This is a genomic window from Rhodococcus sp. (in: high G+C Gram-positive bacteria) (assembly GCF_049286785.1).
GTDB lineage: Bacteria > Actinomycetota > Actinomycetes > Mycobacteriales > Mycobacteriaceae > Rhodococcus_F.
The window spans coordinates 1-14,452 of sequence record NZ_JBAQEO010000831.1; the positions used below are offsets into that span (position 1 = coordinate 1).

Here is a 14,452-nt window from a genome sequence, read left to right on the forward strand (position 1 = left end):
CTCGACGAACTCGGTCAGACCCTTGCTTGCCGTCTCGATTGCCGTCTTCTGCGCCTTCTTCACGAGGAAGCCCGGCAGGGGAATCTTCGGATCCACGGACAACTCGAAGATCACCCTGGTGCCGGCATCTGACGAACTGAGGACGTAGGACCCCTCCTGCGAGTGCTGCTGGCTGCTCTCGATCAGGGTCCACGACACGGTGTCGTCTCCGATAAAGGTGTAGTCGACCACCTGCTCGTCGTTGATTCCGAGGATCGACAGGTGCATCCGGACTCGGTGGGGACGCCCGTCCTCGTGGGTGCTTTCTATGGTGACCGACTTGTGGGACGACGACCACTCGGGAAGGCGATCCACGGCGGCGATCGCAGCCATCACCGTGGCCGTATCGGCCTTGATCTCGAACTCTTTGACGCCGGAAACGGCCATACTCTTCACTCCTTAGAGTCTGTGACGACTCTCACTGTGTGGTTTGGTGCGACGTAATTACACCACCGTCGCCGACGGGCCCGTGGAGTGAGTCTCTCCCGATCAGGAATTATCCGTCCCGTATCGACGCACGTGGTCCCTGAGTGCACCCTGTACGGCCTGGGACACCCAGGAGTTCAGCGACACGCCATTCTGCGAGGCCGCCTCCTCGGCCTTCGACTTGATCTGGTCCATGAGTCTCAGCGTGACGCGGCTGATGTCGCCGGTGGCGTCATCGAAGGCGGCACCGATGTCCTCCGCCGTCGTTCGCTGTGCGCCTTCCGGTGCCTGCTCGGGCGGCGTGCGGTGGACGCTCACGGCGACCCGGCTTCCATCCAGTCGTACGCCGACGGTGCGGTTGGCGAGCTCGGACGACACCTCTCCGGCGAACTCGGTGAGCGCGGAGAGGATGAGCAGGCGGGCGGCGGGTTCGACCGCGGCCGCGAGAGCGGCAGCCGTCTCCCGGGTCCTGTCGTCACCGAGCGCGGCGGCGGAATCGAGGGCGTCCTTCAGACGGGAGACGTACGAGTCGAGATCCATGACGCCATAGTGGCGTCACGAGTGATGTCAGTCAAGCGGCGGACTCAGCGAAGCAACGTGGACTTCAGGAGGTCGACGTCCGCAGAGGACAGTCCGAGGCCTTCGGATACGTAATTGTCGAAACTCCCGTAGGTGGCGGTCGCGGTGTCGAACGCGATGTCCAGCCACTCCAGGCTCACACCGTTCAGTCCCGGGTTCTCGGGATCGGCACCCCGGTAGGTGTTGCTGAGGAGGAAATCAGCGTTCACCGTGTCACGCGGCACGCCCAGAATGGTCAGGAGCACGGCGGTGGCCCAGCCGGTGCGGTCCTTGCCGGCGCTGCAGTGGTAGATCACCGCGCCCTCGGACGTGGCCACGTCGTGCAGGACGGCAGAGAAGGCCTCGTTCGCTCCCGGGCCGGTCACGAACGCCCGGTAGGAGGCAGGCATGTCGACGAGCGTGGTGATCGGCGACTGCCCGAGGACGTCGTACCAGTTGGCGCTCGCGCCCGCTGGAACGCGGTCGGGCGCGAGAACACGCTCGTAGGTGGTTCGAAGGTCGTCCACGACCGTCACGTTCGCCGACTCGAGGCGCGCGAGGTCGCGCGGAGTGAGGTTGTTCAGGGCGTCGGTCCGAAACACCGAACCGGACCGCACGACAGCGCCGTCGACAGTGGTGTACCCGCCGATGTCCCGGGCGTTGTCGGCTCCCTCGAGTGCGAGCGACTGCCCGGCGACCGGGGTCTGTGTGCGGCTCTCCACCACCGCGGGGATCGGTGCCGCAGGCTCGGCGAGCGCCGCCTGAGCGGACGTGAGGACGGTGGCGCCGAGACCGGCGATCACGAGAGCGAGCCGGAAACGGTACCGAGACGGCTTCACTGGCGAAGACTTCACTGGCGACGACTTCACAGGTCTCCACCTCCGGGAGTCGGGCGGGAAAGAACGGGTGTGGATACGACAGTTACACGGCCGCATACGCGGCCGCAGTGAATCGGTGGTGAACATCGGTGCGTCGATGTGGGCGGGAGCGGGCGGTCTCGGTGCTGCGGACTAGGGTCGATGCATCAGCAGGTTCCCCGTCACGGGGTTCGGTAGGAGGGTCGGTTCAGTGCCGCAGTCGGTGTCTCTCAGGGTGCAGCTCGTCGCGAAGACGGAGTTCTTTCCGCCCGCGGACATACCGTGGGAGACCGACGCCGATGGTGGTGAGGCGCTGACGGAGTTCGCCGGCCGGGCCTGTTATCAGAGCTGGTCCAAACCGAATCCGCGCACCGCGACCAACGCAGGATACCTTCGGCACCTGCTCGAGGTGGGCCATGACTCGGTGCTCGAACACGGCAGCGTGAGTTTCTATATCACCGGCGTCTCCCGGTCGTGTACTCACGAGCTCATCCGGCACCGCCACTTCTCCTACTCGCAGCTGTCGCAACGGTTCGTGCGTGAGAACGACGCCAACGTCGTCCCGCCGCCCGCCGTTGCCGGTGATCCGGAACTGGAGGAGCTTTTCGCCAAGGCCACCGACGCGAGTCGCGAGGCATACCGCGAGTTGCTGGCCGCCCTGGAGGGCAAGTTCGCGGACATCCCGAGTCTGCCCTTGCGCAACAAGCAGGCGAGGCAGGCGGCGAGGTCGGTGCTGCCGAATGCGACCGAGACCCGCATCGTGGTGACCGGGAACTACCGGGCCTGGCGGCATTTCATCTCGATGCGGGCCACCGAGCACGCCGACGTCGAAATCCGCCGTGTCGCAGTCGAATGCCTGCGCCGGCTCCACGTGGCGGCGCCGAATGTCTTCGGCGACCTCGAAATCGTGGCCTCGGGCGACGGCACCGAAGTGGCGCGCAGCACGTTTTCGGCCGACGCGTGACGGGTGTGCAAAAGTGCCGCGCGCACCGGGTAGCCTTCTGACCATGACCTACGGTGATTCCGCTTCTCCCGTCGAGCGTCCGTTCGGCACCGTGTCCACTGCGATGGTGACACCGTTCACCGCTGACGGAAAGCTGGACGTGGACGCCGGCGTCCGCCTCGCCGCCTATCTCGTCGACAACGGATGCGACGCTCTCGTCCTGGCCGGCACCACCGGCGAGTCGCCCACGACCACCGAGAACGAGAAGCTCGAGCTGCTCCGTGCCGTCATCGACGCCGTCGGTGGACGCGCGAAGATCATCGCGGGCGCGGGCAGTAACGACACCGCACACAGCGTCGAACTCGCGCGTGATGCCGCCCGCGCCGGAGCGCAGGGTCTGCTCGTCGTCACCCCCTATTACTCACGGCCACCGCAGGCGGGTCTCTACGCGCATTTCACGGCCGTCGCCAATGCCACCGACCTTCCCGTCATGCTCTACGACATTCCGCCGCGCTCGGTGGTGCCCATCGAGACCGAGACGATCCGCCGGCTCGCCGAGCACCCGCGGATCGTCGCGGTCAAGGACGCCAAGGGCGACCTCAACGCCGGAGCCGAACTGATCGGCACCACCGATCTGCTGTTCTACTCCGGAGACGACCCGCTCAACCTGCCCTGGCTCGCGGTGGGAGCCACAGGCTTCGTCAGCGTCATCGGACACCTCGTACCGGGCCGGCTGCGGGAAATGCACACCGCTTTCATGGCAGGGGATATCGCCCGTGCGCGGGCCATCAATCTCAGTCTCATACCGGTGATCCGGTCGGTCGCACGTCTCGGCGGTGTCAGCGCGTCCAAGGCCGGACTGCGCATCATCGGGATGGATGTGGGTGAACCGCGGCTGCCGCAGGTTGCCCCCACACATGATCAACTCGATCTGCTGGCCGCAGATCTCCACGCAGCAGGGGTTCTCGTATGACACGTCCGGGTCGTCGTCGCAGTGCGAGCCGTCAGGCCGGCCCGCCGTCTCCCACCGCCGCGCAGCCGCCCGCTGCGTCGCAGCCCGCCGCGCAGCAGCCCACGAAGGCTGCGCCCGCGCCCGAGGACACGCCCGTGGTCGCGGATTCTCCCCTGGTGCCGAAGACGGTGAAGGCCAGAAGCGCTCCGGTGAAGACGCCGTCGACGAAGGTCGGCGCCGCGAACAAGACTCCGTCGCGGTCCGGCGGCCGCCGCGGTGGCGGTGGCAGGAAACAGGACACGCGAGTGGCCCCGGCCGGCGCGATGGCACGGCTCGGCCCGCCGCCGAAGGCGCCCTTCAACGGTCTGCGGGTGGTGGCTCTCGGCGGCATCGGCGAGATCGGCCGCAACATGACGGTGTTCGAGCATCAGGGCAAGTTACTCATCGTCGACTGCGGCGTGCTGTTCCCCGAAGATCAGCAGCCCGGTGTGGACCTGATCCTGCCGGACTTCCGGCACATCGAGGACCGGATGGCAGATGTCGAGGCCGTCATCCTGACCCACGGGCACGAAGATCACATCGGCGCGATCCCGTTCCTGCTTCGCCTGCGCCCGGACATTCCGGTGGTGGGTTCGCGGTTTACTCTCGCCCTGGTGGCGGCGAAGTGCCGTGAGCACCGGCAGCGCCCCAACCTCGTCGAGGTGATGGAGGGGCATCGGACCGAACACGGTCCGTTCGAGTGCGAGTTCTTCGCGGTGAATCATTCGATCCCCGACGCCCTCGCGGTTGCCATTCGCACCGACGCCGGTGTCGTGCTGCACACCGGCGACATCAAGCTCGATCAGCTGCCCCTCGACGGCAGGCTCACCGACCTCGCCGGCTTTTCGCGTCTGGGGGACGAGGGCGTCGACCTGTTCCTTGTCGACTCGACCAACGCCGAGGTTCCGGGGTTCGTCACACCCGAGCGCGAGATCGGCGGCGTCCTCGACAACGTCATCGGCAAGGCCAAGCAGCGGGTGATCGTCGCGTCGTTCGCCAGTCATGTGCACCGCATCCAGCAGGTCGTCGATGTGGCGCATCGCTACAACCGCCGAGTCGCCTTCGTGGGGCGTTCGATGGTCCGCAACATGCAGATCGCCGAGGACCTCGGGTACCTCACCGTCCCGAGCGGCCTGGTGGTCGACATCGACACCGCCGCCAACCTGCCCGACGATCGTCTGGTGCTGATTTCCACCGGCTCGCAGGGTGAGCCGTTGTCGGCGTTGTCGCGGATGGCGCGGGGTGAGCACCGGCAGATCAACATCCAGGCCAACGACCTCGTGGTACTCGCGTCCTCGCTGATTCCCGGAAACGAGAATTCTGTGTTCGCGGTGGTGAACGGCCTGGCCAAGCGCGGTGCGACCGTGGTCACCCAGCAGAGTGCCAAGGTCCACGTCTCGGGTCACGCGTCCGCAGGTGAGCTGCTGTATCTCTACAATGCGGTGCGGCCCACCAACGCGATGCCGGTGCACGGCGAGTGGCGGCACCTGCGCGCCAATGCGGCTCTCGCGAAGGCGACCGGTGTTCCGGAGGACCGGATCGTGCTCGCCGAGGACGGTGTGGTGGTCGACATGGTCGACGGCCTCGCGGAGATCGTGGGCCAGGTGCCGGTCGGGTACGTCTATGTCGACGGCCTGTCGGTCGGTGACGTCGGCGAGTCCACCCTGTCGGATCGGCTGGTACTCGGTGAGGGCGGGTTCATCGCGATCAGTTTGGTGATCGACGAATCCACAGGCCGAGCAGTCAGCACACCGGAGGTCTCGGGTCGCGGATTCTCGGACGACCCCACCGCACTCAAGGCCGCTGCGCAGCTCGTCGAGGCCGAACTGCTCAATCTCGCGGCCGAAGGAATCAACGACGTCCACCGGATCGCGCAGGTAATCCGGCGCATCGTGGGCCGCTGGGTTGCGGACAAGTATGGTCGTCGGCCCATGATCGTGCCGACGGTGATCGCCGTTCCCTCGATCGAGGTCAAGTAGCTCTGCGGCAGGTACATTCGGTCGGGTGACCTTCGCCCGAGATGAACGTCTTGCCCTCGTCGACTCGATGACCGAGTTCGGCCCCGATGCTCCGACGCTGTGCGGGACGTGGACGACCCGCGACCTCGCAGCGCACCTGATCGTTCGCGACCGCCGCCCGGACGCCGCTCCCGGCATCGTCGTCGGCGCTCTGGCGGGATACACGGAACGGGTGCGGCGTGGCACGGCGACACGTCCGTGGAGTCGTCTGCTGGACGAGGTTCGATCGGGACCGCCCAGGTGGTCGCCGATGTACTGGCTCGACGCCCAGATCAATGTGGGGGAGATGTTCGTCCATCACGAGGACGTCCGGCGGGCACAGCCGGGATGGCAGCCGAGGGCCATCGTCGACGAGCGCCAGGACGTGCTGTGGGGTCTGGCGAGCAAGGTCGGCCGACTCGGGTACCGCAAGTCGCCGGTGTCGGTGATTCTCGAGCGTCCTTCGGGTGAAGAGGTCACCGTCCGGTCCGCGGACGGGCGACGAGTGGTCCTGCGCGGACAGCCCGCGGAGTTGCTCCTCCACGCATTCGGACGTGACGCGGTGCAGATCGACTTCGAGGGATCGCCGTCGGACGTCGAGGCCGTGAACTCCCTCGATCGAGGGTTCTGAGAGGATCTTCTCCCAGGTCGCTGCTTGTTACGGGTGTTGCGGATGGTCCGGAAGGTGCCGTAGCGACTAATCTGATGTGCATGGCAGGTAAGACGAGCGCCCGCGGTTCGAGCACGACCCCGTCCGCATCGGGGATGGGCGTGCGAGGGGCATCGTCCAAGCCCAAGCCCAAGTCCAAGTCGCGCACCGGCCGGACGGTCAGTACGCCCCGCACGCCGCCGGCGTCGCGCGGAAGCGGCTCCCGCGGCGGCACTCGGCGACCGCCGGCGAAGAAGGCTTCCTCATCGGGTCCGCTGAAGTCGGTCGGGCGCGGAATCGGCGCCGGTTGGGCGCTGGTCGCGAAGGGTGTCGGCGCCACCACACGGACAGTCGGCAAGGCGGCCGAGATCGAGCAGGGGCACAGACGGGACGGGATCGCGCTCGGCCTCATCGCGGCGAGCGTCGTGGTTGCCGGAGGAATCTGGTTCTCGGCAGGTGGTCCGGTGGGGGAGTGGATCGAGACCGGCGTGCGCGCCGTCTTCGGCGGAGCCGCCGCGGTTCTCCCGATCATCGGGGTCGGTATCGCGGTCCTTCTGATGCGTACCGAGCCGCACCCCGAGGTCCGTCCGCGTCTCGTGCTCGGGTCCCTGCTCGTGGGGCTGCCGGCGCTCGGCCTGTGGCACATCGCGAGCGGAGCCCCCACCGAGGCGGAGGCCCGCGCGGAGGGGGCCGGTTTCGTCGGTTACGCGGCGGGTGGCCCGCTGACCGACGGACTCACGGTGTGGCTGGCCGCGCCCCTGCTGCTCATTGCGGGGCTGTTCGGGGTTCTGCTGCTGACAGGCACCACGGTCCGGGAAGTGCCGGGCAAACTCCAGTCGTACTTCGGCACCTCGTTCGGTCGTGCTCACCATAACGACTACGACAGCGACTACTACGGTGACGGCGAGTACGACCCCACCCTGTTCGACGCGGACGGCTACCCGGTCGACGACTACGACACGGGCCGTCGGGGGGCGCCGGTGGACAACTATCCCACCGACGAGTACTCGGTCAGTGACACCGCGAAAACCGAGGTTCTGGATCTGTGGGACTCCGCGTCCGCTGCCGAGGCAGCCCCGGTGCCGACGCCGAGACCGGCACCTACACCGAAGCCGGAACGTGCCAAGACCAAGCCGGTGGTGGCACCACCGAAACCCGAGCCTGAACCGGACCCCCCGATCCCCGAGGTCGACAAGTTCGTGACCGACAGGGTGGTGGAAGGCGACTACACGTTGCCGCCGACCTCGCTTCTCATCGAGGGGGATCCGCCGAAGAAGCGCAGTTCCGCCAACGACGCGATGATCGAGGCGATCACGGAGGTTCTCGAACAGTTCAAGATCGACGCTGCCGTCACCGGATTCACGCGCGGTCCGACGGTGACCCGTTACGAGGTGGAGCTCGGCCCCGGTGTGAAAGTCGAGAAGATCACCGCGCTCGCCCGCAACATCGCCTATGCGGTCGCGACCGACAACGTGCGACTCCTCGCGCCCATCCCAGGAAAGTCGGCAGTGGGGATCGAGGTCCCCAACTCCGACCGCGAGCTGGTCCGTCTGGCGGACGTCCTCACGGCGTCGAGCACGCGCAAGGATCATCACCCACTGGTGATCGGTCTCGGCAAGGACATCGAGGGACATTTCGTGAGCGCCAACCTCGCGAAGATGCCGCACCTCCTGGTGGCAGGATCCACGGGCTCCGGTAAGTCGAGCTTCGTCAACTCCATGCTGGTGTCGTTGTTGTGCCGGGCGACGCCCGACGAGGTGCGGATGATTCTCATCGACCCCAAGATGGTCGAGCTGACACCGTACGAGGGCATCCCGCACCTGATCACGCCGATCATCACCCAGCCCAAGAAGGCTGCCGCCGCGCTGGCCTGGTTGGTCGAGGAGATGGAGCAGCGTTATCAGGATATGCAGGCCAACCGGGTGCGCCACATCGACGACTTCAACTCCAAGGTGAAGTCGGGCGAGATCACGGCACCACTCGGCAGCGAACGGGTCTATCGCCCGTACCCGTACATTCTCGCGATCGTCGACGAGCTCGCCGACCTGATGATGACCGCCCCGCGTGATGTGGAGGAGGCGATCGTGCGGATCACACAGAAGGCACGAGCTGCCGGCATTCACCTGGTGCTGGCGACGCAGCGACCGTCGGTGGACGTGGTGACGGGTCTGATCAAAACCAATGTGCCGTCACGCCTCGCGTTCGCGACGTCGTCGCTGACCGATTCGCGCGTCATCCTGGACCAGCCGGGCGCCGAGAAGCTGATCGGTATGGGTGACGGGTTGTTCCTGCCGATGGGTGCCGGGAAACCGACCCGTCTGCAGGGCGCGTTCATCACGGACGAAGAGATCTCCGCCGTGGTCGACTTCAGCAAGAACCAGGCGGAACCCGACTACACCGAAGGTGTCACCGCGGCGAAGGTGGGTGAGAAGAAGGACGTCGATGCGGACATCGGCGACGACATGGACGTGCTGTTGCAGGCGGTCGAACTGGTCGTCTCCAGCCAGTTCGGCTCCACGTCGATGTTGCAGCGCAAACTGCGTGTCGGTTTCGCCAAGGCCGGTCGGCTGATGGATCTGATGGAGACGCGGGGAGTCGTCGGTCCCAGTGAGGGTTCGAAGGCTCGGGATGTGCTCGTCAAACCCGACGAGCTGGATGGCCTGCTGTGGTCGATACGTGGTGGGGATCCGAGCGAGGGGCCGCCCGGTGAGGACTCCTAGTTCTCCGGCGTCGGAGCCTTCGCCGGAGAGCTTGTGGTTGAATAGGGTTCACATGGAGGGGAGTATCCCCACTTCTGTGGCAGCACCGTCAACACGGTCGGCACCATTGCCGATCCGGGGCTGTCGGTCGGCCGGAACAGTGTTCCTGCCCGGCGGGAGAGACCTCCGGTACCCGTCGAGGTCTACCGGAGGTTGTTGACATGGATGTATCCCCGCTCGTCTGGGCTGTCACCTGTGTGGTGATTCTCGGCCTGTTCGTTTTCGACTTCTTCGCCCACGTGCGCACACCCCATGCGCCCACCTTCCGCGAGTCGGCGTTCTGGTCGACCGTGTACATCACGATCGCCGTCGTGTTCGGATTCGTGGTGCTGTGGCTGTGGGGTGGCCAGTACGGCGGCGAGTACTTCGCGGGTTACGTCACCGAGAAGGCGTTGTCCGTCGACAACCTGTTCGTCTTCGTCATCATCATGGCCACGTTCTCCGTGCCACGGGAGTACCAGCAGAAGGTACTGCTGATCGGCATCGTGTTGGCTCTGGTGATGCGGGGTATCTTCATCGCGGTCGGCGCCGCGGCGATCAACGCCTACAGCTGGGTGTTCTACCTCTTCGGCGGGTTCCTGATCTACACGGCGTACACGCTGATCCGGGACCACGGGCACGAGAAGGAAGTCGAAGAGAAGCGTGAGAGCCGGATCATCGGTCTGGTGAAGAAGGTTGTCCCGACAACCGAGTCCTACGACGGCGACAAGCTCGTGACGAAGATCGACGGGAAGCGTGCTGTCACTCCGTTGATGCTCGCGCTGGTGGCGATCGGCTTCACCGACCTGCTGTTCGCGCTGGACTCGATCCCCGCGATCTACGGGCTCACCCAGGAGCCGTATCTCGTGTTCACCGCCAACGCGTTCGCGCTGATGGGCCTGCGTCAGCTGTACTTCCTCATCGGCGGACTGCTGGACCGGCTCGTGTATCTGTCGTACGGCCTGTCGGTCATCCTCGCGTTCATCGGTGCCAAGCTCTTGCTGCACGCCCTGCACGAGAACACGCTGGGATTTGTCAACGACGGTGAGCACGTGTCGGTGCCGGAGATCTCGACGGTCTTCTCGCTGTCCGTGATCATCGGCGTGCTGGTGGTCACGACCGTCGCGAGCCTCCTGAAGACCCGCAACTCGGCGCCGGCGAAGTAACCGGCCCTCGGGCACGTGCGTCGGTCAGCGCGGGCCGAGTGATCCGAGGACCGGCGTCCACCCGACGATCCGCCTGTCCGCTATCAGGTTGCCGCGCGCGAAGGGATCGTTGCCGAAAAGCGCTTCGACGGCCGGTGCATCGTCGGCCTCGACGAGGATGAAGGCGCCGGTGCCGTCGGCGAACGGTCCCGACGACACGACCGTGCCGCGCTCGACGAGTTCACCGAGCCAGGTTCGGTGCGCCAGGCGGTGTTCGTCGCGTCCGGTGGCGGTGTCGGCCGAATAGGAGTATTCCACTACGAAGAGAGGCATCTTTGTCGCTTCCTGATGTTTCGCTGTGTTCACGCGTGCAGTGGGTGGGTCGGGTCAGAGAGTGAGGAGCATCCGGGTGTTGCCGAGCGTGTTCGGCTTGACATAGCTCAAGTCGAGGAACTCGGCGACACCGGTGTCGTAGGAACGGCACATCTCCGTGTACACCTCGGCGGTGACGGGAGTCCCGTCGATTTCCACGAAGCCGTGCCTGCCGAAGAAGTCGACCTCGAAGGTCAACACGAACAGTCGCTCCAGTTCGAGTTCACGCGCGACCTCGATCAACTTGGCGACCACGTGGTGGCCCGCGCCCTGCCCCTTCGCGCTCGGATCGACCGCGACCGTGCGTACCTCCCCCAGATCGGCCCAGAGGACGTGCATTGCGCCGCAGGCGATCACGATGCCCTCTCGTTCGGCGACCCAGAACTCCTGGACCGACTCGTACAGGGTGACGAGATTCTTCTCGAGCAGGATCTTGCCGGCATAGATATCGATGAGACGCTTGATCTCGGCAACGTCGGATGTGCGCGCTCGGCGAACGAGCAGCTGATCATGGGTCGTGTCCGGCGTCCGCGAATTCATGTCGTGAACATTAACCAACGGCGCTACCGATATTCTTGACCACGTGCCGGTACCACCTACGAATCCCCCTCCCATCCCGAAACGTCTCGAGGGTGTGGTCCGACGCTGTGGTGCGGCTGTGACCTTCGGCCGCGGTGCGGCTGTGACCTTCGGCCGCGGTGCGGCTGTCACTGTCGGTCGCGATCCGGTGAACAGCACGTCCACGGGGTGCCGATGAGCACGCAGCGCGAGGGTCGCACGACAGGCGATCCCGTTGCGCCTGCCCCCGCCCTCGAATCGGCGAGTGAGCCGCACGTACCCCTCGTGAACATCGCAAATATTCTGACGATGGTCCGCATCGCACTGGTCCCGGTCTTTCTGGTGGTGTTGTTCGTCGGTGACGGTCATTCGACCACTTGGCGACTGGTGGCCACGGGTGTGTTCGCGGTGGCCGCCGTCACGGACCGGATAGACGGGCAACTCGCGCGCAAGTACGGACTGGTCACCGATTTCGGGAAACTGGCGGACCCGATCGCCGACAAGGCTCTGATCGGGGCGGCACTGGTGGGTCTGTCGATCCTCGGTGACCTGCCGTGGTGGGTGACCGTGGTCATCGCGGTGCGCGAACTCGGCATCACCCTGCTGCGCTTCGCGGTGTTGCGGCACGGGGTCATTCCTGCGGGCCGGGGTGGCAAGCTCAAGACGCTCGTACAGACGTTCGCGATCGGCGTGTACCTGCTACCCCTCCCGGAGGGATTCGAGGTCGTGGGCGCGATTCTGATGGGCGTTGCGGTGTTCCTCACGGTGGCGACCGGCCTGGACTACGTGGTCCAGGCCGTGCGGCTGCGCGCGGGCGTCCACAAGGCCGAGGCGAACGCGAGTACCCGGGCGTGACGGATCCGCTGACCGAGGGCACCCGGGCCGGCGAACTCGTGGCACTGCTGACCGCACGCGGCGAGACCGTAGCAACCGCGGAATCGCTCACAGCCGGACTGCTCGCCGCGACCATCGCAGGAGTGCCGGGTGCCAGCAACGTGCTCCGCGGTGGGCTGGTCGTCTACGCCACGGACCTCAAGACGACACTCGCAGGAGTCGATGGCAGGGAACTGGCCGAGGACGGGCCCGTCGCCGAGTCGACCGCCCGTGGTCTCGCAGACGGTGCCCGGACGCGCTGCAGCGCCGACTGGGGTATCGGGCTGACCGGGGTCGCGGGTCCGGATACGCAGGACGGACACCCCGTGGGGACCGTCTTTCTCGGGATTTCCGGTGCGACCGGGACCACGGTGCGCGAGTTGGCCCTGAGCGGTGACAGGTGGCGAATTCGCAGTTCCGCCGTATCCGCCGCCGTGTCGGGACTGCTCGAGCGTGTGAAGGAATCAACTGCAGGCTAAGGTCGGGAACCAATCGGTCGTGTTTACGCGTTGTGTAAGCGAGACAGGTGACGGATGAAGGAGGAGCGAGATGGCGCTGCTATTGCGTGAGGCAATCGGTGACAGTCTTAGGCGTACGCGCGTTTCGCAGAGCCGGACCCTGCGGGAGGTGTCCAACAGCGCCCGTGTGAGCCTCGGATATCTTTCCGAGGTCGAGCGGGGCCGCAAGGAGGCCTCGAGTGAGCTTCTGGCCGCAATCTGCGATGCGCTCGACATTCCGCTCTCCGATGTGCTCGTCGATGTCAGCGAGTCGCTGTCCGACGGTTCTTCGGCGAATCGGGCAGAACCGGCACGGCGCGCGGCCGAATCCGCGCCCGTCGACAACCCGGCAACGGCGAGCGCGGTGGCCGCGGCCAAGGCCACACGGCAGGCGTCGACGACTATCGCCCGCGATACCCGCGTCGTCATTCCAGCCCCGGCTGCGCAGGCATTGGCTGCTGCATAGCAACCCACACGCTGAACGGATAGATTTTCTGTAACCGCCGATTTCGTCCTCGGCGGGGGCGGACAGGCAGTCGGGGCGCAGCCCTTGTTCCGGTGCGTGACGGTCGCGTATCGGGTCGCGCAACGCGCGGCGCAACAGATGGAGGCAGGATCAAACCCATGGCTAATCCTTTCGTCAAGGGATGGAAGTACCTGATGGCGCTCTTCAATTCCAAGATCGATGAGAAGGCTGACCCCAAGGTTCAGATTCAGCAAGCGATCGAGGATGCGCAGCGTCAGCACCAGGCACTGTCACAGCAGGCCGCGTCTGTCATCGGCAACCAGCGGCAGCTGGAGATGAAACTCAGCCGTCAGCTCGACGAGGTCGAGAAGCTCAATGCCAACGCGCGGCAGGCGGTAAACCTCGCCGACCAGGCGCAGACGGCGGGTGACACCGAGAAGGCGATCCAGTACACGAACGCCGCCGAGGCCTTCGCCGCGCAACTTGTGACCGCGGAGCAGGGCGTCGAGGATCTCAAGGCATTGCACGACCAGTCGCTGCAGGCTGCGGCGCAGGCGAAGAAGGCCGTCGAGCAGAACGCGATGGCGTTGCAGGCCAAGGTGGCGGAGCGCACCAAGCTGCTGAGCCAGCTCGAACAGGCGAAGATGCAGGAACGGGTCAGCGAGTCGCTGCGCTCGATGGACAGCACGCTCTCGGCTCCCGGCAACACGCCCAGCCTCGATGCGGTGCGCGACAAGATCGAACGCCGTTACGCCGATGCCCTCGGGTCGGCCGAGCTCGCACAGAACACCGTGTCGGGACGCATGATGGAGGTTCAGCAGGCGAGCATCCAGATGGCGGGTCACAGCCGGCTCGAACAGATCCGCGCATCGATGAAGGGCGAGGCATTGCCCTCCGGAGGAGCGGCCGCCCCGGTACATCCCGCAGCCCAGAAGCAGCCTCCGGCCGCGGGCCAGACCGGCACGCCGGGTCAGTAGTCACACAGCTCTGTACGGAAATGGCAGTCGAATGAGTTTCGCCCGAGGTGGCCGACCTGGACGCGCAGTCCGGTCGGCCACCGTCGTCTCCGGCCTCGTCACCGTGCAGGGTGCACTGCGTGGGGCCGGGGAGTGGGTTGCCGACGCGGCGCAGCGGTGGCGCGATCCGCGCGAGCGTCTGCTTCGGAAGAAGCGCCGGGCCCGACGGCGCGCCAAGCGTTACGGCTTGGTCTCCGGGTCCTCGGCCACCGGCGCAGCGGGACTCGCACTGATGTCCGCACCGGAATGGTCCATGCTCGTGGCCGGAGGTGGGGCCGTGGTGTTCGCGGTCCCTGCCGTGATGGCGGTCAGCCGCTACCGCAAGCT

At 66.1% G+C, this 14,452-nt stretch carries 15 protein-coding genes and 1 pseudogene; 11 read left to right on the forward strand and 5 right to left on the reverse strand.

What is annotated here, in order from left to right; translation table 11 throughout:
- The 3 genes from WAW17_RS29820 to WAW17_RS29830 form a co-directional block, all read right to left on the reverse strand.
- Nucleotides 1-426 (reverse strand): SRPBCC family protein (locus WAW17_RS29820; protein WP_422336457.1); only part of this gene is annotated, 426 nt, incomplete at its 3' end.
- A gap of 102 nt (nucleotides 427-528) precedes the next feature.
- Nucleotides 529-1,005 carry a toxin-antitoxin system HicB family antitoxin gene (locus WAW17_RS29825; protein ID WP_422336458.1) on the reverse strand — a complete coding sequence of 159 codons (477 nt, stop codon included), beginning with the start codon at nucleotides 1,003-1,005 and terminating at the stop codon, nucleotides 529-531.
- A gap of 44 nt (nucleotides 1,006-1,049) precedes the next feature.
- Complete coding sequence (locus WAW17_RS29830; protein WP_422336459.1) at nucleotides 1,050-1,862, reverse strand: tyrosine-protein phosphatase; 813 nt, start codon at nucleotides 1,860-1,862, stop codon at nucleotides 1,050-1,052.
- A 229-nt stretch (nucleotides 1,863-2,091) separates the two neighbouring features.
- Here WAW17_RS29830 and thyX point away from each other — a divergent pair, with 229 nt between their 5' ends.
- The 6 genes from thyX to WAW17_RS29860 all read left to right on the forward strand — a co-directional run bounded on the left by thyX (nucleotide 2,092) and on the right by WAW17_RS29860 (nucleotide 10,364).
- Nucleotides 2,092-2,844 (forward strand): FAD-dependent thymidylate synthase, encoded by a 753-nt coding sequence (gene thyX / locus WAW17_RS29835; RefSeq protein WP_422336460.1) that lies wholly within the window; start codon nucleotides 2,092-2,094, stop codon nucleotides 2,842-2,844.
- Nucleotides 2,845-2,887: 43 nt separating this feature from the next.
- Nucleotides 2,888-3,796: a 4-hydroxy-tetrahydrodipicolinate synthase gene (dapA, locus tag WAW17_RS29840; protein WP_422336461.1), complete on the forward strand. Its 909-nt coding sequence runs from the start codon at nucleotides 2,888-2,890 to the stop codon at nucleotides 3,794-3,796.
- On the forward strand, nucleotides 3,793-5,793 hold the full coding sequence (locus WAW17_RS29845; RefSeq protein ID WP_422336462.1) for an RNase J family beta-CASP ribonuclease: 2,001 nt from the start codon (nucleotides 3,793-3,795) through the stop codon (nucleotides 5,791-5,793). The genes dapA and WAW17_RS29845 overlap by 4 nt, the downstream gene beginning before the upstream one ends.
- Nucleotides 5,794-5,818: 25 nt before the next feature.
- A complete protein-coding gene (locus WAW17_RS29850; protein ID WP_422336463.1) occupies nucleotides 5,819-6,442 on the forward strand; it encodes a TIGR03085 family metal-binding protein in 624 nt (207 codons plus the stop codon).
- 80 nt (nucleotides 6,443-6,522) lie between these two features.
- A complete protein-coding gene (locus WAW17_RS29855; protein ID WP_422336464.1) occupies nucleotides 6,523-9,180 on the forward strand; it encodes a DNA translocase FtsK in 2,658 nt (885 codons plus the stop codon).
- Nucleotides 9,181-9,380: 200 nt separating this feature from the next.
- The gene (locus WAW17_RS29860; RefSeq protein ID WP_422336465.1) at nucleotides 9,381-10,364 is read left to right on the forward strand and encodes a TerC family protein; all 984 of its coding nucleotides are present in this window, start codon (nucleotides 9,381-9,383) and stop codon (nucleotides 10,362-10,364) included.
- A 24-nt stretch (nucleotides 10,365-10,388) separates the two neighbouring features.
- Here the strand turns inward: WAW17_RS29860 and WAW17_RS29865 are convergent, their stop codons facing one another.
- Both WAW17_RS29865 and WAW17_RS29870 read right to left on the reverse strand, forming a co-directional pair.
- Complete coding sequence (locus WAW17_RS29865) at nucleotides 10,389-10,676, reverse strand: YciI family protein (RefSeq protein ID WP_422336466.1); 288 nt, start codon at nucleotides 10,674-10,676, stop codon at nucleotides 10,389-10,391.
- A 54-nt stretch (nucleotides 10,677-10,730) separates the two neighbouring features.
- Nucleotides 10,731-11,255: an amino-acid N-acetyltransferase gene (locus tag WAW17_RS29870; protein ID WP_422336467.1), complete on the reverse strand. Its 525-nt coding sequence runs from the start codon at nucleotides 11,253-11,255 to the stop codon at nucleotides 10,731-10,733.
- Between the two features lie 213 nt (nucleotides 11,256-11,468).
- Here WAW17_RS29870 and pgsA point away from each other — a divergent pair, with 213 nt between their 5' ends.
- The 5 genes and pseudogenes from pgsA to WAW17_RS29895 form a co-directional block, all read left to right on the forward strand.
- Nucleotides 11,469-12,128, forward strand: coding sequence for a CDP-diacylglycerol--glycerol-3-phosphate 3-phosphatidyltransferase (gene pgsA / locus WAW17_RS29875; RefSeq protein ID WP_422336468.1), 660 nt, complete (start codon nucleotides 11,469-11,471; stop codon nucleotides 12,126-12,128).
- Nucleotides 12,125-12,625, forward strand: coding sequence for a CinA family protein (locus tag WAW17_RS29880; protein WP_422336469.1), 501 nt, complete (start codon nucleotides 12,125-12,127; stop codon nucleotides 12,623-12,625). The genes pgsA and WAW17_RS29880 overlap by 4 nt, the downstream gene beginning before the upstream one ends.
- A 70-nt stretch (nucleotides 12,626-12,695) precedes the next feature.
- Entirely contained in the window at nucleotides 12,696-13,109 is a 414-nt protein-coding gene (locus tag WAW17_RS29885) for a helix-turn-helix domain-containing protein (RefSeq protein WP_422336470.1), read from the forward strand.
- A gap of 158 nt (nucleotides 13,110-13,267) precedes the next feature.
- Nucleotides 13,268-14,086 carry a PspA/IM30 family protein gene (locus WAW17_RS29890; RefSeq protein WP_422336471.1) on the forward strand — a complete coding sequence of 273 codons (819 nt, stop codon included), beginning with the start codon at nucleotides 13,268-13,270 and terminating at the stop codon, nucleotides 14,084-14,086.
- A 31-nt stretch (nucleotides 14,087-14,117) separates the two neighbouring features.
- Nucleotides 14,118-14,452: pseudogene (locus WAW17_RS29895) on the forward strand (hypothetical protein); the annotation flags it as partial.

Bases quoted from the DNA above. Each gene is read 5' to 3' on its own strand.
- WAW17_RS29825 (WP_422336458.1), bottom strand. From the start codon at position 1,005: ATGGATCTCGACTCGTACGTCTCCCGTCTGAAGGACGCCCTCGATTCC.
- dapA (WP_422336461.1), top strand. From the start codon at position 2,888: ATGACCTACGGTGATTCCGCTTCTCCCGTCGAGCGTCCGTTCGGCACC.
- WAW17_RS29845 (WP_422336462.1), top strand. From the start codon at position 3,793: ATGACACGTCCGGGTCGTCGTCGCAGTGCGAGCCGTCAGGCCGGCCCG.
- WAW17_RS29855 (WP_422336464.1), top strand. From the start codon at position 6,523: ATGGCAGGTAAGACGAGCGCCCGCGGTTCGAGCACGACCCCGTCCGCA.
- WAW17_RS29860 (WP_422336465.1), top strand. From the start codon at position 9,381: ATGGATGTATCCCCGCTCGTCTGGGCTGTCACCTGTGTGGTGATTCTC.
- WAW17_RS29865 (WP_422336466.1), bottom strand. From the start codon at position 10,676: ATGCCTCTCTTCGTAGTGGAATACTCCTATTCGGCCGACACCGCCACC.
- WAW17_RS29870 (WP_422336467.1), bottom strand. From the start codon at position 11,255: ATGAATTCGCGGACGCCGGACACGACCCATGATCAGCTGCTCGTTCGC.
- pgsA (WP_422336468.1), top strand. From the start codon at position 11,469: ATGAGCACGCAGCGCGAGGGTCGCACGACAGGCGATCCCGTTGCGCCT.
- WAW17_RS29885 (WP_422336470.1), top strand. From the start codon at position 12,696: ATGGCGCTGCTATTGCGTGAGGCAATCGGTGACAGTCTTAGGCGTACG.
- WAW17_RS29890 (WP_422336471.1), top strand. From the start codon at position 13,268: ATGGCTAATCCTTTCGTCAAGGGATGGAAGTACCTGATGGCGCTCTTC.